At 73.2% G+C, this 21,801-nt stretch carries 16 protein-coding genes; 10 read left to right on the top strand and 6 right to left on the bottom strand.

Translation table 11 applies throughout. The features are described from left to right. Positions 1 to 126 precede the first annotated feature (126 nt). From ACFQSB_RS04840 to ACFQSB_RS04820, 5 genes are all read left to right on the top strand, one after another. Complete coding sequence (locus tag ACFQSB_RS04840) at positions 127 to 1,110, top strand: methyltransferase domain-containing protein (protein WP_380824450.1); 984 nt, start codon at positions 127 to 129, stop codon at positions 1,108 to 1,110. Further along, positions 1,111 to 3,042: an asparagine synthase (glutamine-hydrolyzing) gene (gene asnB / locus ACFQSB_RS04835; protein WP_380824449.1), complete on the top strand. Its 1,932-nt coding sequence runs from the start codon at positions 1,111 to 1,113 to the stop codon at positions 3,040 to 3,042. A gap of 67 nt (positions 3,043 to 3,109) precedes the next feature. After that, the gene (locus ACFQSB_RS04830; RefSeq protein WP_380824448.1) at positions 3,110 to 5,461 is read left to right on the top strand and encodes a hypothetical protein; all 2,352 of its coding nucleotides are present in this window, start codon (positions 3,110 to 3,112) and stop codon (positions 5,459 to 5,461) included. A gap of 79 nt (positions 5,462 to 5,540) precedes the next feature. Beyond that, a complete protein-coding gene (locus tag ACFQSB_RS04825; RefSeq protein WP_380824446.1) occupies positions 5,541 to 6,650 on the top strand; it encodes a glycosyltransferase family 4 protein in 1,110 nt (369 codons plus the stop codon). A gap of 64 nt (positions 6,651 to 6,714) precedes the next feature. After that, a complete protein-coding gene (locus ACFQSB_RS04820; RefSeq protein ID WP_380824445.1) occupies positions 6,715 to 8,022 on the top strand; it encodes a hypothetical protein in 1,308 nt (435 codons plus the stop codon). Between the two features lie 149 nt (positions 8,023 to 8,171). Here ACFQSB_RS04820 and ACFQSB_RS04815 read toward each other — a convergent pair whose 3' ends face one another. Together ACFQSB_RS04815 and ACFQSB_RS04810 are read right to left on the bottom strand one after the other, a co-directional pair. After that, positions 8,172 to 9,326: a glycosyltransferase gene (locus ACFQSB_RS04815; RefSeq protein ID WP_380824444.1), complete on the bottom strand. Its 1,155-nt coding sequence runs from the start codon at positions 9,324 to 9,326 to the stop codon at positions 8,172 to 8,174. Continuing rightward, on the bottom strand, positions 9,323 to 10,576 hold the full coding sequence (locus ACFQSB_RS04810) for a hypothetical protein (RefSeq protein WP_380824443.1): 1,254 nt from the start codon (positions 10,574 to 10,576) through the stop codon (positions 9,323 to 9,325). The genes ACFQSB_RS04815 and ACFQSB_RS04810 overlap by 4 nt, the downstream gene beginning before the upstream one ends. A gap of 484 nt (positions 10,577 to 11,060) precedes the next feature. On the opposite strand from ACFQSB_RS04810, the gene ACFQSB_RS04805 reads away from it, so the two are divergent. The 5 genes from ACFQSB_RS04805 to ACFQSB_RS04785 are packed head-to-tail and all read left to right on the top strand — an operon-like array spanning position 11,061 to position 16,591. Then, on the top strand, positions 11,061 to 12,218 hold the full coding sequence (locus ACFQSB_RS04805; protein WP_380824441.1) for a glycosyltransferase: 1,158 nt from the start codon (positions 11,061 to 11,063) through the stop codon (positions 12,216 to 12,218). Next, positions 12,215 to 13,168: an NAD-dependent epimerase/dehydratase family protein gene (locus ACFQSB_RS04800; protein ID WP_380824438.1), complete on the top strand. Its 954-nt coding sequence runs from the start codon at positions 12,215 to 12,217 to the stop codon at positions 13,166 to 13,168. The genes ACFQSB_RS04805 and ACFQSB_RS04800 overlap by 4 nt, the downstream gene beginning before the upstream one ends. A 12-nt stretch (positions 13,169 to 13,180) precedes the next feature. After that, positions 13,181 to 14,170 (top strand): NAD-dependent epimerase/dehydratase family protein, encoded by a 990-nt coding sequence (locus ACFQSB_RS04795; protein WP_380824436.1) that lies wholly within the window; start codon positions 13,181 to 13,183, stop codon positions 14,168 to 14,170. Further along, positions 14,167 to 15,207, top strand: coding sequence for a glycosyltransferase family 4 protein (locus ACFQSB_RS04790; protein WP_380824435.1), 1,041 nt, complete (start codon positions 14,167 to 14,169; stop codon positions 15,205 to 15,207). Before ACFQSB_RS04795 ends, ACFQSB_RS04790 begins: the two co-directional genes overlap by 4 nt. A 4-nt stretch (positions 15,208 to 15,211) precedes the next feature. Further along, on the top strand, positions 15,212 to 16,591 hold the full coding sequence (locus ACFQSB_RS04785; RefSeq protein WP_380824433.1) for a tyrosine-protein kinase domain-containing protein: 1,380 nt from the start codon (positions 15,212 to 15,214) through the stop codon (positions 16,589 to 16,591). Here the strand turns inward: ACFQSB_RS04785 and ACFQSB_RS04780 are convergent. The 4 genes from ACFQSB_RS04780 to ACFQSB_RS04765 all read right to left on the bottom strand — a co-directional run bounded on the left by ACFQSB_RS04780 (position 16,581) and on the right by ACFQSB_RS04765 (position 21,688). Then, complete coding sequence (locus ACFQSB_RS04780) at positions 16,581 to 17,255, bottom strand: arsenate reductase/protein-tyrosine-phosphatase family protein (RefSeq protein ID WP_380824431.1); 675 nt, start codon at positions 17,253 to 17,255, stop codon at positions 16,581 to 16,583. The genes ACFQSB_RS04785 and ACFQSB_RS04780 overlap by 11 nt on opposite strands. 108 nt (positions 17,256 to 17,363) lie before the next feature. Then, complete coding sequence (locus ACFQSB_RS04775; RefSeq protein ID WP_380824430.1) at positions 17,364 to 19,121, bottom strand: DUF4012 domain-containing protein; 1,758 nt, start codon at positions 19,119 to 19,121, stop codon at positions 17,364 to 17,366. After that, positions 19,111 to 19,725 (bottom strand): hypothetical protein, encoded by a 615-nt coding sequence (locus tag ACFQSB_RS04770; RefSeq protein ID WP_380824429.1) that lies wholly within the window; start codon positions 19,723 to 19,725, stop codon positions 19,111 to 19,113. Before ACFQSB_RS04770 ends, ACFQSB_RS04775 begins: the two co-directional genes overlap by 11 nt. 742 nt (positions 19,726 to 20,467) lie before the next feature. After that, complete coding sequence (locus ACFQSB_RS04765) at positions 20,468 to 21,688, bottom strand: ABC transporter ATP-binding protein (protein WP_354839237.1); 1,221 nt, start codon at positions 21,686 to 21,688, stop codon at positions 20,468 to 20,470. Positions 21,689 to 21,801 lie beyond the last annotated feature (113 nt).

Here is a 21,801-nt window from a genome sequence, read left to right as displayed (position 1 = left end):
GCATCGGGAGAGACACGCCCGGGCCATGAACGCGCCCGGATGGTCACTCTCCGTAATATGACCCTGGTAGTCGCACGACCCGGCCGGCTCCGGCCATCCTCCATGTCTCGCTGGATTGGCAGTCTGATGACGCTTCCCAACTACGTGTCCGACGGCGCGGGCGCCGGGATCTCCTGGTGCCACGCGCTGCGCTGCCCCCGGTGCCGGGGCCGGCTCCGCGACGAGGAAGGGCTGCGCTGCGACGCCTGCGCGGTCACCTACCCCGTCGAGAACGGGATTCCGCGCTTCGTCCCCCCTGACACCTACGCGGAGGGCTTCGGATACCAGTGGAACCGCCACAGGCTCACCCAGCTCGACTCCCACTCCGGCCTGCCGATCACCCGCGACCGGCTGCTGCGCGCGACCGGCTGGTCCTCGGAGGACCTGCACGGCCGGACGCTGCTGGAGTGCGGCAGCGGCGCCGGGCGCTTCACCGAGGTGCTGTGCCAGACCGGCGCCCAGGTGACCTCCTTCGACATCTCCAGTGCCGTCCAGGCCAATGCGGCCTCCAACGGCCGCTTCCCCAACCTGCGGCTGGTGCAGGCCAGCGTGTACGAGGCGCCGTTCCCGGAGGAGTCCTTCGACTACCTGTTCTGCTTCGGGGTCATCCAGCACACGCCCGACGTCGAGCGCACCTTCAAGACGCTGTTCCGGTACCTGCGCCCCGGGGGCCGTTTCTGCGTCGACGTCTACGCGGCGATGGTCGCCTATCCTCACCCGCGCCAGTTGCTGCGCCCGGTCACCAAGCGCATCCCGCCCGCCCGCCTGTACTCCCTGGTGGACCAGGTCGTGCCGCGCCTGCTGCCGCTGTCGATGGCGCTGAGCGCGGTGCCGAAGGCCGGCCCGTACCTGGCGCGCCTGGTCCCGGTGGCCAACCACCGCCATCTCGGCCTGACCGACGCCGAGATGATCCGCAACTGGTCGGTGCTGGACACCTTCGACTGGCTCGCGCCGCGCTACGAGCGGCCCCAGCCGCGCCGCCGCCTCGCGCGGTGGGCGCGGGAGCTCGGCCTGCGGGAGTTCTCGATCCGGCGCGACCGGGGGCTGTACGTGATCGGCGGCGTCAAGTAGATGTGCGGCATCGCCGGCACGGCCTCCCTGTCCCGCCCCGACCCGGCGCTGGTGCGCCGCATGTGCGACGTGATCTCCCATCGGGGCCCGGACGGCGAGGGCTTCCACGACGACGAGCACGCGTCGCTGGGCATGCGCAGGCTGGCGATCATCGACGTCGCGCACGGCGACCAGCCGGTCTACAACGAGAACGGCCGGGTCGCCGCGGTGTTCAATGGCGAGATCTACAACTTCGCCGAGTTGCGCGAGGAGCTCGCGCGCCAGGGGCACCGGCTGCGCGGCGCCGGGGACTCCGAGTGCCTGGTGCACCTTTATGAGCAGTACGGGGACGAGATGGTGCACCGGCTGCGCGGCATGTTCGCCTTCGCGGTGTGGGACCGCGACCGGCGGCGGCTGCTGCTGGCCCGCGACCGCGCCGGCAAGAAGCCGCTGTACTGGTGGGCGGACGCCGGCGCGATCAGGTTCGCCTCCGAGCTGAAGTCCCTGGCCCAGGACCCGGCGCTGCGCCGGGAGATCGACCCGGTCGCGCTGCACCACTACCTGAGCTACCAGTACGTCCCGGCGCCGTGGTCGATCTTCCAGGGCGTGCACAAGCTGCCGCCCGCGCACCTTCTGGTGTGGGAGGACGGCCGGTCGAGCGTGCGCCGCTACTGGCGGCCCGACCGCACGCCCGGGCCACCGGTGGACGAGCGCGAGGCCGAGGAGCGGCTGCGCGAACTGCTGCTGGAGGCGACCCGGCTGCGCATGGTGAGCGAGCGCCCCATCGGGGCGTTCCTGTCCGGCGGCGTCGACTCCTCGGCGGTGGTGGCCGCGATGGCCATGCAGAGCGCCGAGCCGGTCAAGACCTTCTGCGTCGGCTTCGAGGACGACCGCTACGACGAGCGGCACAAGGCCCGCATGGTCGCCGAGCGTTATGCCACCGACCACCACGAGCTGGTCGTGACGCCCGACCTGCTGGACGTCCTGCCCCGGCTCGCCTGGCACTTCGACGAGCCGTTCGCCGACTCCTCGGCCATCCCGAGCTTCTACGTCGCCCAGATGAGCCGGCGGCACGTCACCGTCGCGCTCAACGGCGACGGCGGGGACGAGTGCTTCGGCGGATACCGGCGGCACGCGCTGATGGCCCGGGCGGGGCGCATGCCGTCGCTGCCGCGCGCGTTCGCCGGCCCGTGCGGGCGGGCCGGAACGCTGGTGGCCGAGCGCAGCGAGTTCGGCGGGCTCCCCCGGCGGCTGGGCCGGCTCATGCAGTTCGCCGCGGCGCCCCCCGCCGAGCGGTATCCGCGGCTGATGTCGTGCTTCACCCCCGAGCAGAAGTGGCGGATCTACGGCGACGTGCTGCGCGAGCGGCTCGCGGGCGTGGACAGCCACGCGCTGCTGCGGGACGCCTTCGACTCCTCGGCGGCAGGCACCGACCTCGGCCGGGTGCTCGACGTGGACACCCTCACCTACCTGCCGGACGACCTGCTGGTGAAGGTGGACATCACGACGATGGCCAACTCGCTGGAGGCCCGTTCGCCGTTCCTGGACCACCACCTGATGGAGTGGGCGGCCCGGCTGCCCGACTCGTGCAAGGTGCGGGGCGGCCACACCAAGGTGCTGCTCAAACGGGCCGTGGCCCCGTGGCTGCCCCCGGGGCTGGCGCACCTGCCCAAGCAGGGGTTCGGCGTGCCGCTGGCCGCCTGGCTGCGGGGCGAGCTGCGCGAGCTGGCCTTCGACGTGCTCACCGACCACACCGCCCGGGTGCGGGGCCTGTTCCGGCCGGCGGCCGTGCGCGAGCTGCTGCAGCGGCACATGGACGGCGGCGACCACGGGTCCCGGCTGTGGACGCTGCTGCAGTTCGAGCTGTGGCACCGCGCCCACGGTGTGCCGGGCGGCGCCGCCGTCGAGGCGAACGCCTGCCCGGCGTCCCGTTTGGCGCACATAAAGGAGTGACAAGGACATCGCACGGCGTGGGCGTCCACGCCCTGCGATCGATCTTCGTCTCGCCAAGCTTGCACGCATGACCCACACTCCGTCCGTCGAGGACCGCCCCGCGGGCCCGCTGGAGGCCGTCCCCGCCGTCGAGGCGGACCGCGCGCCCCGGTGGCGGCCGCACCGGTCGCCGTGGCTGCCGGGACTGACCGTGACGGCCCTCACCGCGGCGACGCTGAGCCACTACGGGGTGTCCGCCGCGGACATGGCGCGGTTCGCCGCCTACGTCGCCGCGGGCCTCGCGCTTCCCGGCACGCTGCTGGTGCGGGCCCTGTACGCCGGGGCGCGCACCCGCGCCGAGGAGGTCGCCCTCGGGCTGGCGGCCGGCTACGCCGTCGAGGTCCTGTGCTACATGGCCGCCAGCGCCGCCGGGGCGCCACTGCTGGTGCTCGCCTGGCCGGTCACCGTCGTGGCGGCCTTTCTCGCCGTCCCCCGGCTGCGCCGGCACTGGCGGTCGCCGGCGGAGCCGGAACGGACGCCGCTGTGGGCGTCGTGGTCGCTGGCGCTGCTGATGGCGTTCCTGGTCGCCTGGGGGGCGGCCACCTTCTTCCGCACCCACGCCCTCACCTGGCCGGGGCTCGGCGTCGCCTCCGTCGACATGCCGTTCCACCTGGCGCTGGTCGGCGAGCTGCGGCACCACATGCCGCCCACGGTGCCCATGGTCGCCGGCGAGCCGCTGCTCTACCACTGGTTCGTGTACGCGCACTACGCCGCCGCGAGCTGGGTCACCGGCGTGGAGCCGCTGGTGCTGCTGTTCCGCCTGGGCGCGCTGCCCATGCTGGCGGTGCTGCTCGTGCTGATCTGCATGACCGGGCGCCGCGTCACGGGCTCGTGGGCCGGGGGGCCGCTCGCCGCGGCGGGCACGCTGTTCGTCGCGGTGCCGAGCCTGTACCTGGGGACCAACGGGTCGTTCACCTGGGGCGGCGTCACCGACCTGGCGTGGACCAGCCCCACCCAGACCTTCGGCGCCATGCTGTTCACCCCGGTCGTGATCATCCTTGTTGAGCTGCTGGAGGGGCGGCGGAGCACCGGCCGATGGGTCCTTGTGTGCGTGCTGCTGGTGGCCGTCATGGGCGGCAAGGCCTCCTACCTGCCTCTGCTCGGCGCGGGCCTGGTGACCGTGGCCGCGGCGGGCGTGCTCAGGCGCCGCCGCCCGCCCTGGCCGGCGCTCGCGGCGCTCGGCGTGACCGGCGCCCTGTGCCTGTACGCCCAGACCATGCTGTTCGGCGGCGCGCGCCAGGGCCTGATCGTCTCTCCGCTGTTCACGATGCGCACGACGCTCGCCGAGCTGACCGGGACGGGTGAGGTGACCGGGCCCGCAGCGCCCGAGCTGCCCTCGGCCGGGGCGGCGGCCGGCATCGCCCTGGTCTACCTGCTGTGCTGGCTGGTCGTGTGGGGCGGGACGCTCGGCCTGCTCAGCCGGGCCGGGGCTCTGGCCCGGCCGGGCGTGGTGCTCATGCTCGGCATGGGCGCCGCGGGGCTCGGCACGATGACCCTGTTCGGGCACCCGTGCCGCAGCCAGCTGTTCTTCCTGTGGGGCGCCTACCCGTACATGGTGATCGTCACGGTGCACGGCATCCTGCTGCTGCTGCGCCGCTCGGGGGTCTCGCTGCGGGCGACGCTGCTGGCCGCCGCGGCGGGCGCCGCCGCCGTGTACGCGATCGCCCTGTCGTGCGGGGTGCGCGTCCCCCTGCCCGAGGGGCGGCCGGTCGCGTCGCTGTACCTGCCCTACGTCGCGCTGGCGGCCGTCGCCGTGGTCGCGTGCGTGGTGCTCACCGTGCGCGCCGGAGCGCTGCGCGCCTGGGCGCTGGTGACCGTGATGCTCGCGGCCATCGGCCTGCCGGCGGACCTGCACGCGCGGGTGCTGGCGTCCGCGGGCCGGCTCGCCGGAGGCGCGGACGTCGCCACGGCCGCACCGGCCCCCGTGGCGGTCCCCGATGGGATCCTCCCCGCCGCGCGCTGGCTGCGCGCCCACTCAGGAGCGGACGACGTGGTGGCCACCAACGCCCACTGCCAGTGGGGGAAGGAGAACCCGTGCGCCTCCTACCACTTCTGGGTGGCCGCGCTGAGCGAGCGGCGAGTGCTGGTCGAAGGGTGGGCCTACACCGCGGCGAACCTGCGCCGCTGGGACGGGCGCGTCCCGCTGGAGTACCTGCCCTTCTGGGACGCGCGGCTGATCCGGCTGAACGACGCGGCGTTCACCGCCCCCTCGCGGGAGATCCTGCGGGAGATGCGCGACCGCCACGGCGTGCGCTGGCTGTTCGCGGACGAGCACCTGGCGGGCGACGGCCTCGGCATCGGCGGGTTCGCGCGGCCGGTGTACCGCTCGGGCGACTACGCGGTCTACGACCTGGCCGCGCTCGCCGCCCGAGCGCTCTGAGCGCCTTCGGAGGAGACGAGGCCCGTGCCGTCCCCGGCGCGGGCACAGGGGACCCACGCACACCTACGGGAGAGGTCACATGCGCATCGTCCACGTCGGATACCGGCTGCCGCCCGAGCCGGGGGGCCTGGAGCGTCACATCGAGCGACTGGCCCGCGAACAGCTCGCCCGCGGGCACCGGGTGGTGGTCGCCCACCGGCGCGGCCGGGCGCCGGAAGGCACGCAAACCCTCACGCTGCGGCGGACGCGGCGCAGCCGCCTGCTCGCCCGCAGGTCGGACGTGCTGGCCTTCGGGCTCGAATGCGCCCGCGCGCTGCGCGACGCGGGCGAGGTGGACGTCGTGCACGTGCACGGCGACCACCGGGAGACGCTGGCGCTCGGCCCGGCGGCGCGCCGCCTCGGCGTTCCGCTGGTGGTGACCGTGCACGGGGCCATGACCATGCGCCATCTGCCGATCATGCCGTTCGCCTTCCGCCACGTCGACGACTTCATCGCCATCGGCGCGCGGCCGGCGCAGGACCTGCGCGGGGCGGGCGTCCCCGCGTCGCGGATCGCCACGATGTCCAGTGGGCTGGACCTGCGCCACATCGCCCGCCACCACGGCGGGCCGGTCGAACCTGGGTTGATCGTGAGCGTCGGCTCGCTGGAGAAGGTCAAGAACCACGCGGTGACCATCGAGGCCTTCCACGCGCTGCGCGCCCTGCACCCCGGCGCGCGGCTGGTCATCGCCGGGGAGGGCAGTGAGCGGGCCGCCCTCCAACAGCTCGCCGGAACCGGGCGCGGAGTCCACCTGGCCGGGCACCTGCCGGAGAGCGAGGTGTACGCGCTGGTGGCGCGGGCGCAGGCGTTCGTGCTGGCCTCGCGCCGGCTCCCGACCATCGGCGAGGGCATCCCCACCGCCGCGCTGGAGGCCCTCGCGCTCGGCACCCCCGTCATCCTGTCCTCGGAGACCTCGCTGGAGCCCATCGTCGAGGCCGGCGCCTACCGGACGTTCCTCAGCGGTTCGGTCCCCGACCTGGTGAGACGGCTGCGGGAGGTGCTGGAGGGCGACCGCGCCCTCCCCGAGATCATCGAACGCGGGCTGCGGGCGGCCGCGACGCTGGACTGGTCGTCGGTGGCCGCCCGCGTCGAGGAACGGTACACCGCCCTGCTCCCCGGCGGCCCCCTGCTGCCGGCGGCCGCCTCATGACCACGCGGCCCCTGCGGCGCCGGCGGCCCCGCGCGGACGGGATGCGCGCACGATCATGGTGAGCGTGCGTGAACGGGTCGCGGGCCGCGCCCCCGCCGGCGGGCGGCACCTGCGGACCTTCTCCACGCTGGCCGCCGCCGGGCTGGCCGAGGCGGTCCTGTCCTCGCTCAGCCTGGTGGCGCTCGTGCGGGTGAGCGGCGCCGAGACCTCCGGCGGCGTCATCTTCGCCCAGTCGGTGGCCGGTCTGTGCTTCCTGGTCCTGGACCCGCGCTTGGACAACACCGTCCAGCGCTACGTGCCCATCGAGCAGCGGCGCGACGGGCGGGGGTTCGCGCTGTACCGGAGGCTGGTCCGCTGGGACGTCGGGATCCGCGCCCTCGCGGCCACCCTGTGCTGCGCGGGCGTCGCGGCGGCCTGGCTGCTCTGCCTGGCCGGGGACGACCTGGCCCGCATGCTGGCGCTGGCCCTCATCGGCCGGGCGGCGCTGGCGGCCAACGGCGCGGTGCGCGCGTCGTTCGCCCTGTCCGACCGGCTGCACGAGCTGGGGCTGCTGCGCCTCGGGTGCGCGGTCGTCTCCTTCGCCCTGCCGGTCGGCGGACTGCTGGCCGCGGGACCGCTGGCCTACCTGGCCGGGCAGGCGGTGGCCGCGATGCTGGCCGGGCTGGTGGTCGGCGCGCTCGGCACCCGCGCGCTGCTGGCGAGGCTCGGGCCCTCGCGGGCGGGGGCGCCGCTGCCGGACGGCCTGGTGTCCTTCACCGCCAAGGCCACCGGCGGGACGGCGCTGGCGGAGGTCGCCGAGTCCGGCGTCCTCACCGTGGCCGGGCTGCTCGGCGGGTCGGCGCTGGTGACGATCCTGAAGATCGCCTCGGCGCCGGGGCGGCTGTACGCGACGCTGGTCATGCCGGTCGCCTCGATGCTGTACCCCCGGCTCGCCCGCGCCGCCGCGGCGGGGCGGGAGCGGACGCACGCCCGCCGGGACATCGCGCGCGCCAGCGTCCCGCTCGCCGCCGCCGGCCTGACGGCGACCGCCGTCGCGCTCCCGCTGCTGGACGACGTGCTGCGCCTGGTCTACGGACGGCAGTACGCGGCCATCGGCCCGGTCGCCGCCGTGCTCGTCGCCGCGGCGTGCGTCAAGGGGCTGGTGTGCTGGTCGAACGTCCTGCCCCTGGCGCTGGGACGTCCCGGCTGGCGGCTGGCCTACCTCGCCGGCGAGGGCGCCGCGCTGCTCGCCGTCCTGCTGCTCGCCCGGTGGCTCTCCCCCGCCCCGCTCGGCACCGCACTGGTCTTCGCCTGGGGCACGCTCGCCACCGCCGCCGCCGGCGCGGCCGTGTGGGCGGCGCTGCTGCGCCGCATCTGCGCCAAGGCGGGCTAGCCAGTGCGCTGTCCATGAATGTTCACCGGCTCGGGCGCCGTAGCAAGGCGCCGGCATCGCCGTACCACGACCCGCCGACCCGGCGCCGATCACTACAGCACGTGGCCGGGATGGAGAGCCGCGCCCGGTGAACGCATGTGGTCACCGCGCTAACCCCGCCGGGCGGTCAGGGTGAGGCTCTGGTAGAGGTCTTCGAACCACTCGGCGGTGCCCGCCATGTCGACGCTGTGCGCGCTCGCCGACGCGCCGTCGCGCAGGCGGCGGTGCACCACCGGATCCATGGCCCGCAGCAGCCCGCGCGCCAGGTCGCGGGCGGAGCCGGGCCTGGTCAGGATGCCGTTCCGCCCGGTGTGGACCAGTTCGGCGATACCGCCCACCTCGGTGGAGACCACCGGGACCCCGGCCGCGAGCGCCTCCATGACCACGACGGGCAGCGCCTCGTGGGCGGAGCTGAGCACCACCAGGTCGGCGGCGGCGGCCAGCCTCCTGGCCCCCGGCACCCGGCCGAGGATGCGCACGCCGCCCGCCACCCCGTGCCGTTCGACGGCGCGGGCGACCTGGTCGCGCAGAGGGCCCTCGCCGGCCAGCAGGAACAGCGCGTCCGGCCGGGCCCGCAGCACCTCGGCGGCGGCGCGGACCAGCAGGGCGTGGTCCTTCTCCGGGCGGAAGTTGGCGACGCAGGCGATGAGGAACGCCCCCGGCGGCACGGCGAACTCCCGGCGGGTGTCCTCCCGCCGCGCCGCCCAGTGCCGCAGCTCCTCCACGTCCACCCCGTGCAGGCGGGTCAGCACGCGCCTGGCGCCCCGCGTGGACGGCGAGCGCGCCACCTGCGAGGAGACCGCGACCGTCCCGTCGTCCAGCCACCGGGTCAGGCGGTCCAGCGCGGTGCTGACCGCCGAGGTGACGCGCTCGGCGAACACCGTGCCGGTCCGGCGGCTGTAGTGCACGGTGGACACCAGCATCGGCCGGCGGCGGCTGAGCCGCACGAACGGCCGCAGGACGACGGCGGGCATCGGCGAGTGGACGTTCAGCACGTCGGGGGCCAGGCGGCGCACCGTGGTGACCAGGCGCGCGGTGGCCAGCGGGCGGGGGCCGTTCCCGAGGTTCACCACGGTCACGCCGGCGTCGCGCAGCCGGTCGATCAGCTCGGCGGTCGAGGCACGCAGGCACACCACCGTGTAGGCGGTGCCGCCGCCAGCCGCGCGGCGGAGCCGTTCGACCAGCAGCGTCTCGACGCCGCCCACGTCCAGCGTCTTGACCACCTCGCACACGCGCAGGGCGCCCCGGGCGGGCCGCCCGCTCATCGCGGCGTCCCTTCGGGCAGCGGCCGGCGGGCGCCCGGGGACGGCCGCGTCCGCGCGGCCCTGCGCGCGTCCCGCACGTGCCGGGACCAGGCGACCGCGGCCAGCAGGCTGGTGACCATGACGATCGGCATGCGCTGGCGGAAGATCAGGCCGACGTTGGCCATCGTGGTCGCGTACACGATCGTGCCGGGCACGATGAACAGCAGCAGGAAGCAGGCGGTCGCCCGGTCCTCGCGCCACAGCCACACGGCGCCGCGCACCGCCCAGAACAGCAGGAAGTACCACACGAGCACCTCGATCTTGCCGAGCTGCAGGGTGAGGCTGCCCTCGGTCCAGGGGAAGGGCGACAGCAGCGTGTACATCAGCTTGGGCGCGAGCCGGTTCCACGGGTTGCCGCCGTCGTCGAACATCACGCCCGAGCCGCCGCCGGCGTTGCCGCGGCGCACCAGCTCCGACTGCCCGTAGTCGAGCTGCGACTGCATCGCCTCGACCGGCGGGCTCTCGGTGAGGTCGGCGAACGGCAGCACCATCAGCAGCGCGGCGAGGATGAGCAGGGTGCGCACCGACAGCACCCTGCGCAGGCCCGCGAAGCCCAGGGCGACCGGCATCGCGCACATGAAGACCATGTACGGGCGCACGTACCACAGGGCCCACAGCGCCACGGCCAGCAGCGCCACCTTGCGCATGTCGAACCGCCGCAGGTTCGAGGCGCCCAGGCCCAGGCAGGCGACCACGAGGAAGGCGTTGAAGCCGTCCTTGAACATGTCGGAGGTGTGCAGGACGAACGCCGGCATGAAGGCGGTCAGCAGCATGAGCTGGAAGGCGGCGCGGCGGTCGGCGCCCACCAGCAGGGCGAAGCGGTACATGACCAGGCACAGGGCGCAGGCCAGGAACGCGACCAGCGCCGTGCAGGCCAGCGGGGCGGGGCCGCCGCACACGTACAGCACCAGGGCGAAGGCGTTGCACGGGATGGCCGCCGCGTACAGGGACGGGATGTCCTCGGAGGTGACGAACTGGAAGCCCTCGCGCTTCCAGAACGCCACCACCTCCAGCGCCCTGGACTCGTAGGTGATGTTGTCACCGCCGTAGGGGATGACGTGGTTCTGCATCACCAGGATCTGCACCGCCAGCCGAACGGCGAAGGCCGCGAGCAGCACCGGCAGCACCCGCCGGACCGCCTCGGGCTCGACGGTCGTGTGGATCGTCCCGACGAGCAGCAACGCCGCGGCGGCGACGATGAGATATTCCATGGAAGGGCACCCTCAGTTCGAGATCACCCCGCGGCCGTCCGGTCGCCCGCGACGGGCCGCCGGGCACGGACTCCGCGAGGCGACGCTAGCCGTCGCGAATACGGGGCGCCGCTTTCCGCGAACGCCGGCGGTCCGACCATTACCTTGGTTTGCGGACTCTTTTCGCTGACCTGCGTGAAAGGGAATCGAGGCCGCGCGAGTTTCGGCGTCGATCCATGGGATTTCCGGCGCCGCGCCCCGCTTTCACGGTTATTAAGCGCATTTCCCGTGCCGGCCCGAACGGCCACCGCACCGCCGTCACCAGCCACGATGTCCCGGACGAGCCGCATTCACCGCCACGCGCCACGCGCGCCAGGCGCCGGGAAAGCCGATCGATCATGCGCAGGTAGGGATAGGGAAAACATTTCGCCACCACCATGACGGTGTCGGCGAACAGAGCAAACGGCCAGCTAGCTTCTCGGAGGTGACCAGTCGGATACGTGTCATGGAAATCATCGCCCGGATGAACGTGGGCGGCCCGGCCACCCAGGTGTCGGGGCTGTGCAAGCTGCTGGACGCCGAGGAGTTCGACCACCGCCTGTACACCGGCCACGTCGACGACGGCGAGGGCGACCGCCTGGTCTTCGGCGACGCCGGCCTCGCCGTGCACCGCGTGCCCGGCCTCGGCAGGTCGGTCAACCCGGCCGGCGACCTGCGCGCCCTGTACCGGCTGGCCGGCACGATGCGGACCTTCCGCCCGCACATCGTCCACACCCGCACCGCCAAGGCCGGCGCGCTCGGACGGCTCGCGGTCTCGCTGTCGGGGGTCGGCGCGGCGCGGGTGCACGTCTTCCACGGCCACCTGCTCGAGGGCTACTTCTCGCCGCCGAAGCGGGCCGTCTACGTCAACGCCGAGCGCTTCCTCGCCACCCTGTCGGACCGGCTGGTGACCGTCGGGGCGCGCGTCCGCGACGACCTGCTGCGCAACCGCATCGGCCGCCCGGAGCAGTACGTGGTGATCCCGCCCGGCGTGCGCCTCGGCCCGGTGCCCGACCGCGCCGCGGCGCGCACGGCACTGGGACTGCCGCCCGGCGCGCCCGTCGTCGCCTACGTCGGCCGGCTGACCAGGATCAAGCGTCCCGACCGGCTCCTCGAGGTCGCCCGCGAGGTGCTCGCCCGCGTGCCCGGCTGTCGGTTCCTCGTCTGCGGAGGCGGCGAGCTGCGCGAGCAGGTGGAGCGCGAGGCCCGCTCCCTGCCCGGCCCGGTGGACCTGCTGGGCTGGCGCCGCGACGTGGAGACGGTGTACGCCGCCGCCGACGTGGTGCTGCTGACCTCCGACAGCGAGGGCACCCCGCTGAGCCTGATCGAGGCGGGCATGACGGGCACGCCCGTCGTCGCGACGCGGGTCGGCAGCGTCGCCGAGGTCGTCCGCGACGGGCGCACCGGCCTGCTCGCCGCCCCGGACGCCGGGGAGCTGGCGGCGCACACCGTGCGGCTGCTGTCGGACCAGGAGCTGGCCCGCCGCATGGGCCGGGCGGCCCAGGCGTGGACGACCTCCGCGTTCGCCGTGGAGCGGCTGGTCGCCGACACCGAGACCCTGTACCGATCGCTGCACGGCGCGTCCGACCACCGCCGCTCGACCCCGGAGACGAGCACCCCATGAGAATCCTTGTGACCGGAGGCGCCGGCTTCGTCGGCGCCAATCTGTGCCGCGCGCTCACCGCCCTGCCCGAGGTGCGGCACGTGACGGTGCTGGACGACCTGAGCACCGGCCGCCTGAGCAACCTCGCGGGCCTGGACGTCGACTTCGTCCAGGGCAGCATCCTGGACGCCGACCTGCTGGCCCCGCTGGCGGGCGAGGCCACGACCGTGGTCCACCTGGCCGCGCGGCCCTCGGTGCCGCGCTCCCTGGAGGACCCGCTGGCCTCGCACAACGTCAACGCCACCGGAACGCTGCAGGTGCTGGAGGCGTGCCGCGCGGCCAGGCCGCACGTGATCGTCGCCTCGTCCTCCTCGGTCTACGGCGACTGCCTGGAACCTCGCAAGCACGAGGACCTGCCGGCCCGCCCGCTCAGCCCGTACGGCGCGAGCAAGCTGGCCACCGAGGCGTACGCGCTCGCCTACGGGCGCAGCTTCGGCCTGCCGGTGCTGCCGTTCCGCTTCTTCAACGTGTACGGCCCGCTGCAGGCGGCCGACCACGCCTACGCGGCGGTCATCCCCACGTTCGTGTCGGCCGCCCTGGACGGCAGGGCGGTGCCCGTGCACGGCGACGGCCGCCAGGCGCGGGACTTCACCTACGTGGGGTCGGTGACCGACGTCATCGTGCAGGCGACCCAGCGCCGCGTCACCAGCGCGACGCCGGTGAACCTCGCCTTCGGCACCCGGGTGTCGCTGCTGGAGCTGCGCGACATCCTGTCCGCGGTGCTCGGCGAGCCCGTCGAGACGGCCTTCCTCCCGGCGAGGACGGGCGACATCCGCGAGTCACAGGCCTCTCCCCGCCTGCTTCGCGACCTGTTCCCGGGCGTGCGTCCCATGTCGCTGGCCGACGGGCTCCGCATGACCGTGAGCTGGTTCGAACAAGCCATGAGATCCCAATCTGCGTCTCACATGTAATGGGAGAAGTCGGTGAGCACCCTGTCAAGGAACACCTACTTGATCACCGGAGGGAGCGGCTTCGTCGGCTCGCATCTGGCCGACGCGCTGCTCGCCCGCGGCGACCGTGTCGTGATCTTGGATAACCTGTCCACCGGGCGGCTGGCGAACCTGCGCCCGCACCCCGACCTGCGCTTCGTCCAGGGCTCGGTCCTGGACGAGCTCGTGGTCGACGAGCTGGTCCACCAGTGCGACATCGTGGTGCACCTGGCGGCCGCGGTCGGCGTCAAACTGATCGTCGAGCAGCCGTTGCGGTCGCTGACCACCAACATCCGCGGCTCGGAGATCGTCATCGAGGCCGCGCACCGGTACCGCCGCAAGATCCTGGTCACCAGCACCAGCGAGATCTACGGCAAGAACTCCTACGGCCCGCTGCGGGAGGACTCCGACCGCATCCTGGGCAGCCCGGCCGTGGTCCGGTGGGCCTACAGCACCGCCAAGGCCGTCGACGAGATCCTGGCCAACGCCTACCACAAGGAGCGCGGCCTGCCGACGATCATCGTGCGGCTGTTCAACACCGTGGGACCCCGGCAGAGCCCGGCCTACGGCATGGTCATCCCGCGCCTGGTCCGCCAGGCGCTCAGCGGCGATCCGCTCACCGTCTACGGCGACGGCACCCAGACGCGCTGCTTCGCCCACGTGGCCGACGCGGTCGACGCGCTGCTGCGGCTGCTGGACCACGAGGCGGCGATCGGGCAGACCTTCAACGTCGGCTCCGCCGACGAGATCAGCATGCTTGAGCTGGCCAAGCTGATCATCGAGCACGTCGGCTCCACGTCGGGGATCGACCTGATCCCCTACCACGAGGCCTACGAGCAGGGCTTCGAGGACATGACGCGCCGCGTGCCCGACACCGGCAAGCTCCGCGCGCTCACCGGCTGGACGCCGCGCCGCTACCTGGACGAGATCCTCTCCGAGATCATCGCCGAGGCCCGCGAGGACCTCGCGGTGTCCGCGCGGTGAACGCGGCGATCGGCCTGGCCTCCATGGCGAGCGCCTGCGTGCTGAGCGCGGCGGCCACCCCGGCGCTGAGGCGGCTCGCGCTGCGCTGGAACCTCAGCGACCGTCCCGGCGGCCACAAGGCCCACGACCACCCGACCCCCTACCTGGGCGGCCCGGCGATCGTCCTCGGCACCGTCGTGCCGACGGCCGCCGCGCTCGGCCTGGCCGACCTGCGGATCACCGCGATCGTCCTGGCCGCGACGGCGATCGCCGCGCTCGGCCTGATCGACGACATCGCCTCGCTGCCCGTCGTGACCCGCCTGACGGTGGAGTCGGTCGCCGCGGGCGGCGTCGTGCTCTCCGGCGTGCACGTCACCGTGACGGGGCAATGGGTGGACGGGTTGATCACGGTGATGTGGATCGTCGTGATGACCAACTCCTTCAACCTGCTGGACAACATGGACGGCGCCCTCGGGACGGTCACCGCGGTCACCGCGGCCTTCCTGGCGGCGGCCGCCCTCATGAGCGACCGGCCGGCGTTCGCGGTGCTCCTCGGCGCGCTGGCGCTGTCGTGCCTGGGCTTCCTGGCGCACAACTGGCCGCCCGCGAGGATCTTCATGGGCGACTCGGGGTCGCTGTTCATCGGCTTCACCCTCACGTGCTCCTCGGTCGCCGTGGAGACCGGCCGGGCGGCCGGCACGACCGCCGCCGGGCTGCTGCTGTGGACGTTCGTCGCCGTGGTCGACACCGGCGTGGTGCTGGTGTCGCGGATCCGCGCGGGGCGCTCCCCGCTGTCGGGCGGCACCGACCACCTGTCCCACCGGCTGCGCCGCATGGGGCTCGGCTCCCGTGCCGTGCCCGCGGCCCTCGGCGCGGTCGCGGCGGTGCCCGGCGCGCTGTGCCTGGCGATCGCCGTGGGATGGGTGCCCGCGCTCGCCGCGGCCATCGTCACCGGCGGCGTCGCCACCCTCCTGATCGGCCTGCTGCAGGGCGTGCCCGCCTACGCGCCGGTCGGTCCTGTCGACAACCTCGCAAAAATCACCGAAAGGCGGCGATGACCAGGTGGATCTGCTCTACTTCGTACGACTTGCGCGCAAGGGCTGGATGGTGCTCGTGCTGTCGCTGGTCCTGTCGGTGACCGCCGCGCTCGTCCTGACCGCGCGGACACCGCCGAAGTACGTCGCGACGATCACCATGATGGTCTCCGGCTACGACAAGGTGGGCAGCCTGACCACCGCCTACCAGGCCGGGATGCTGTCGACGCAGCGCGTCCAGTCCTACGCCAACCTGCTCACCAGCCGCCGCGTGGTGAGCCGGCTCGCCGGCGGCGAGCAGGTCGCGCGCCTGCAGGAGGCCATCAAGGCGGAGGCCATCCCGGCCACCATGCTGCTGCGCGCCACCGTCACCGACGCCGACCCCGTGCGGGCCGCGCGCCTGGCCAACACCCTGGGGGCCCGGTTCACCCGGGTGATCGACCAGATCGAGCGGCCCACCCGCGACAGCCGCCCGGCCGTGCGGGTCACGGTGGTGGACAGCGCCGACGTCCCGAAGGTGCCGGTCACCCCCCGGCCGCTGGTCAACCTCGGCCTCGCCCTGCTCATCGGGCTGCTGGTCGCCTTCAGCACGCTCGTGCTGCGCGACCGGCTGGACACCACGGTGAAGTCCTCCGAGGCGCTGCAGGAGAGCGCCGGGAGCTCGGTGCTGGGCGTGATCGGCTACGAGAAGGACGCGCGGCACCACCCGCTGATCGTCCGGGAGAACGGCCGGTCCACGCGCTCGGAGGCCTTCCGCTCGCTGCGCACCAACCTGCAGTTCATCGGCGTCGACCGGCGGCCGAAGTCGCTGGTCGTCACCAGTTGCCTGCCGAACGAGGGCAAGTCCTCCACCTCGGCCAACCTGGCGATCACCCTCGCCCAGGCGGGCTGGCGGGTGATCCTGGTGGAGGGCGACCTGCGCAGCCCGCGCATCCCCCACTACCTGGGCATCGAGGGCTCGGCCGGGCTCACCGACGTACTGATCGACAAGGCGGCCCTCAAGGACGTCATCCAGCCGTGGGGCCCGAGCGGCCTGTCGGTGCTCCCGGGCGGTCAGATCCCGCCCAACCCGAGCGAGCTGCTCGGCTCCAACGGGATGCGCGCGGTGCTGGCCGAGCTCGTCGCGGACTACGACCTGGTCATCGTCGACGCGCCGCCGCTGCTGCCGATCACCGACGCCGCGGCGCTGGCCGCCGTCTGCGACGGCACGCTGCTGCTCGCCCGCTACGGCAAGACCCGCCGCGAGCACATCGCCCGCGCCGTGGAGACGCTGGCGTCGGTCAACGCCCGCCTGGTCGGCACGGTGCTGAACTTCGCTCCGGGCAGGCGCGGCGGGTACTACGGCTACGGATACGGCTACGGGGCCGAGACCGCGCCGCGCGAGATCAGGACGCCGGTCAAGGTGTGAGCAGCCGGAACGGGACGGCGAGCGCTCCGGCGATCAGCCGTCCCGCCGCCCGGTAGGCGCGCAGGGAGCGGCCGTAGGGGTCGCCGATGTCGGGCTGGTCCACCCGGACCAGCCCGCGCCGCGTCCGGGCCTCGGCGACCAGCGCGCGGGCCCTTGGCCCGAGATCCCCCAGGCGGTCCACCGCCCCGGCGGGCACGGCCCCCGTCAGCACGCCGAACTCGGCGATCGTGAAGGCCCGTCCCGCGGCGGCCGGGCACATCGCCACCGCCGCCGCCCGGTGCTCGCGCGCGGCGGCCAGCACCAGGTCCGCCGCCTCCACCATCTCGGCCGTCAGTTGCCGGGCGCGGAATCCCGCGTGGTCGCCGCCGAGCTCGGCGAGGACCCGCGCGGCGTGCCCGGTCATCGGCTCCCCCGCCAGGGCATGGGTGCCCGCGCCGGCGACCTCCAGCGCCGGACAGGGGCCGAGGGCCGACCGGGTGAGCCGCTCGGCGAGCGGGGAGCGGCAGATGTTCCCCGTGCACACGAACAGGATGCGGAACCGCGGCGCGGCGGCCGGGCCCGGCGGAGCGGCGGGGTCCCTCCAGCAGCGCCGCCCGCAGCCTTCGTGCCCGGGCGGCACCAGCCGCGTCGTCCCGTCACCGCTCGCCACCGCCGGATGCCCCATGAGGCGACGCTAGATCGGCTGCGCGCTCCGGCGGACGCCGACGCGCCGTCCTTGGACCATTCCTGCCGCTGGAAGCGGGGACGGCTCGCGGACGGCGAGGCGGCGGCCTCAGGAGGCGCAGGCACCCGGGGCGATCGTGACGCTGGTCCGCTGGGGGCGCGCCAGCGGCTGCACCGGGACCACCGGCGCCGCGCCGGAGGCGGGTTCCACCAGATCGAAGGTCATGGTCCGCGACTGCCGCGGGGCCAGTTCCAGTAGCGTGGAGTACACCGGGTGCGACCGTTCGAACTCGCGCAGGACGGCCACCTGCCGGTCGTCGATGCGCGCCGCGGCCAGCTTGGCGCCCGCCCCCGCGTACAGCGACACCCACAGCAGGTTGGAGCCGGCTCGATGGGCGCGCTCGGGGCTGTCCAGCCTGCCGGTGACGTAGCCGGGCAGGTCCGACCGCGGCACGTCGTTGGTCAGCCGGATCCGGACCGTGGTCGGACGCCTGCCGTCCTTGCACGGGCCGAGCGCGTACTCCACCGACCGGTTCAGGTAGTAGTCCAGCTTGCCGCCGGCCGAATTGTTGACCACGAGTGCCGCGTACGGGCCGGGGGCGCGCGGCAGCACACCGCCGAGCGCGGTCGCGGCCAGGCGCCGTTGCTCGGCAGCCCTGCGGCTCCATACCTGGAGCCTTCGCTCCTCGATCAGAGGCTTGAGGACGGGCAGCACCTGAGCAGGGTCGGCCATCGAGCCCGGCAGGCGACCGCTGACCGCCCGGGCGATCCCCACTAGGTAACGCTTGCGCTCGGCCGGGTCGGGAAACCGGGCGTAGGCCGCCCGTTCCGTCAGGTCGACCACATTGGCCGCGGTCACCCGCTCTCTACCGGGACCGGTGACCGGCCCCGTGAACCCGAGCAGGTAGGAGAGTCCTACGGGGTCGATGGCGATCGCGCCGTCCAGGCGCCGGCCGTGCTGCCGTTCCCACAGACCGGTCCAGGTCTCGGCGGCGTAGGGGAAATGCGGCGAGAGATTGGACACCGAAAGCAGTCGCGCGGCGCCCGGGCCGTACCGCGCGCGGAACGCCGGGCCGTGATCGGTGACCGGACGAGGGCTGCGCCCGATGCCGGTGTTCGCGGACAGGCCCGTGATGCTGATCTTGCCATGGTGGGCTTCCAAGATGCCGAAGGCCCCTACCAGTCCTCCGGTGCCGCGTGCCTCGGCGTTGGTCTGGAACGCCAGGAAGTACCGGCGCGGTCCGTCGGCGCCCAGCATCGGCGGGATGAGCGCCGTGGCGGTGGCCGCGCCCGAGACCATGCCGTGCAGCCGATCGAGCAGGTGCAGCGCCGTGACCCGCGCCTGGTCCACGCTGGCCACCCCGGTCGACGCCGGGGTGGCCACCAGACGGTCGCGTGCCCGGGTGATCCGGGCGGCGGCCTCCTGGAGCACGGGGTCGGCCGCCCTCAGTCCGTCCAGCACCTGGCGCGCGTCGTCGCTCGCGCGCCCCCCCGTCGTGAGAACAGACGTGCCGGCCCGCTGTACGGCCGTGAGCACCTCGGTGACCTCCGCGGCGCTCTCGGCCAGCCCGCGCACGGTCGTGGCGCCGTCGCCCACGACCGGGAGGTGGGTGAGCAGTGACCAGTCGGGGCCCGCGGTGAGGCGCCGCGCCTCGGCCGCGTGACGGTGGGCGTCGGCCAGCGTCACGGCGATCCGGTCGAGGTCACGGGCGCTCATCACCGCGCGTAGGTGCGTCAGGGCGTCCCTGCTCGCCTGCAGATGGTCGCGGACGCCGAGGGCCAGGTGCGCCGACCAGCCGGCGGCCGAGACCAGAACGACGCAGCACGCGAGCGAACCCGCGAGGACGCGCCGTCCTCTAGCGTGCACCAGCGGTTCGGCGGCGTCGCACGGAGATCAGGACTCCGGTCGCTCCGGCGACCAGCAGGACGCCACCGAGGCCGGCCACCGCGGCCACGGGCGCTCCGGTGAACGGCAGGCTCCGGCCGGCGTGGGCGCCGCCGTGGCCCTGCTCATGGCCGCCGCCCCCATGCCCGGAGGTCTCGGCCCCGGACTCCTGGTCATGGTCACCGTGGTCGCCGCCGTACCCGTGGTCGCCCCCGTACCCATGGTCGTTCAGGCCGTGGTGATGGCCGCCCCCATGGTCGTCAGCGCCCTCGCTGAGCAGGAACTTGTCGGCCTTGATTATCTCGTGATCGCGGTTGTCGTGATGACCGGCGCCGTGCTTGCGGTGCTTGAAGTCCTCCTCGTCCACCCGCGGACGCGGCGGATATTCGTGCTCCTCCAGGAATTCGTCCTCGGCCGGAGTGGACGTGGGTCGAGGGGTGGACGTGGGCCGTGTGGTGACCGTGACCGTCGGCGAGGGTGATGGCGTGGCGGCCTGCCTGTGCCCCGCCGGATCCAGGGCCGTGGGCCGCGTGCCCGCCGACGCCATCGCGGCAGCTCCTGTCACCGCCCCGCCTGAGAGCACCACTGCCATAAGAATAGGTACCGTATACTTTCGCGCCATTCTGGACTCCCCGATGGACAGTGATTCGGGTCATGAGAACATCACCCGGATACCGAGCGACATGTCAGTGCGTCCCGTTCTATCCACTTGAGCCGAATGGCCGTCGCACGGCGCACCTGGATCACTCAATCATCACCGTCAATTGACCGATCAGTGAGTCTCGCCCCTGGCCCGCCCACCCGTGGTTTCGGTTCGGTGCCGTCGTCGCGGTGGCCCGTGGCCGCCTATCCATGGTCGCCATGCGGGCCGTGCCGCCGGCGGCCCGGTCGTTTCCCGCCGCGTCGCCCCCTGCCGCCCTGGCCGCGCGTGGTCGGTCTCGGCCACGGCCGCCTGCGCCATCGTCGCTCCACCGATGAGCGGGGCGACCAGAAGAATCGGCATCGCGTATTTTCCCGCCATTGAGGACTCCCCACTGGGCATCGATTCCGACCGTGGTAAGCCGAGCGCGGCCGGGCGAGCGTTGATCGCCTCGCGTTTTACCCAGTGGCGGGGAATCAGCGCACCCCGGCAGCACCCGCATTGCCGAATCATGGGCCCAGCGAGGCCCCGCCTACACGATGAAAAAAAGACCCCCGCCGTGGGAGGGGTGCACGGCGGGGGCTTTCCTGTTGGGGAAGGTGTCGGGTTTCTTCCCATTTCCGGGCCGGGCCGCCTCAGAGGACGGCCCGGTCCGGCGATCCGGCCCCGAGGGGCCGGACCGGCGGGCTCAGCGGCCGACGTTGGCGGCGTGCCCGATGGACAGGCCGCTGTCGGTGTCGAAGAAGTGGAAGTTGTGGGTGTCCACCACGAGCTCGATGTTCTGGCCGGAGCGGGCGTGGCTGCGGGAGTTGACGCGGGCCGTCCACAGCGACTTGTCGCCGACCAGGGGCAGGGCCGCGTCGTCGTCGTCACCGGTGTCCTGGGCGGCCACGGTGTCGCGGTGCTCCACCGGCGGGGCGTCGATGAGGAACAGCACGTTGATCTCGCTGCCCAGCTCTTCGGTGACCTCGACGCGGGTCGGGATGTGCGCCCAGCCGTTGGAGTGGCCCGAGGCGGAGGCGGCGTCCTCGAAGTCGGAGGGACGGATGCCGAGGATCAGCTTCTTGCCCAGGTACTGGTCCAGGCCCGGCTTCTCGGCGAAGGTCGAGTCGGGGACCGGGAGCTTGTACCCGCCGAAGACGACGGCGGCGCCGCTGTCGTCGCGCGCCAGCTCGGCGTTGACGAAGTTCATGGACGGGGAGCCCATGAAGCCGGCGACGAACAGGTTGACCGGGGCCTCGAACAGGTTCTGCGGGGTGTCCACCTGCTGGAGGATGCCGTCGCGCAGCACGCAGACCCGGTCGCCCAGCGTCATGGCCTCGACCTGGTCGTGGGTGACGTAGACGGTGGTGACGCCGAGGCGCTCGTGCAGGGTGTTGAGCGAGGCGCGCATGGAGACGCGGAGCTTGGCGTCCAGGTTGGACAGCGGCTCGTCCATGAGGAACGCCTGCGGCTCGCGGACGATGGCGCGGCCCATGGCGACACGCTGGCGCTGACCACCGGACAGGGCGGCCGGCTTGCGCTTGAGGTACTGCTCCAGGCCCAGCATCTTGGCGGCTTCCTGCACCCGCTTGGAGATGTCCGCCTTGGGCATCTTGCGAAGCTTGAGGCCGAAGGCGAGGTTCTCCTCGACCGTCATGTGCGGGTAGAGGGCGTAGTTCTGGAAGACCATCGCGATGTCGCGGTCCTTCGGCGGCAGGTGGTTGACCACCCGGTCGCCGATGGCGATCTCGCCGCCGCTGATGTCCTCAAGACCCGCGATCATGCGCAGGGCCGTGGACTTGCCGCAACCGGACGGGCCGACGAGGACCATGAACTCGCCGTCGCGGATCTCGAGGTTGAGGCCGTTCACGGCCTTGACACCGCCGGCGTAGATCTTGTCGACGTTGCGCAGAACGATATTTGCCATGGCCGTCCTTCGTGCGTCCGGGGTGCCGCCGGATGTGGATACGTTTTCATGAATCTCACCGGAACCGGACATCTCTGTCAAGCCCTTCCGGAATAGTGGCTTCTCACACTCTT

Source organism: Sphaerisporangium rhizosphaerae (genome assembly GCF_042665155.1).
Classification (GTDB): Bacteria; Actinomycetota; Actinomycetes; order Streptosporangiales; family Streptosporangiaceae; genus Sphaerisporangium; species Sphaerisporangium rhizosphaerae.
Note: the sequence above shows the minus strand (reverse complement) of the source record. Positions and strands in the feature narration are given on the sequence as shown.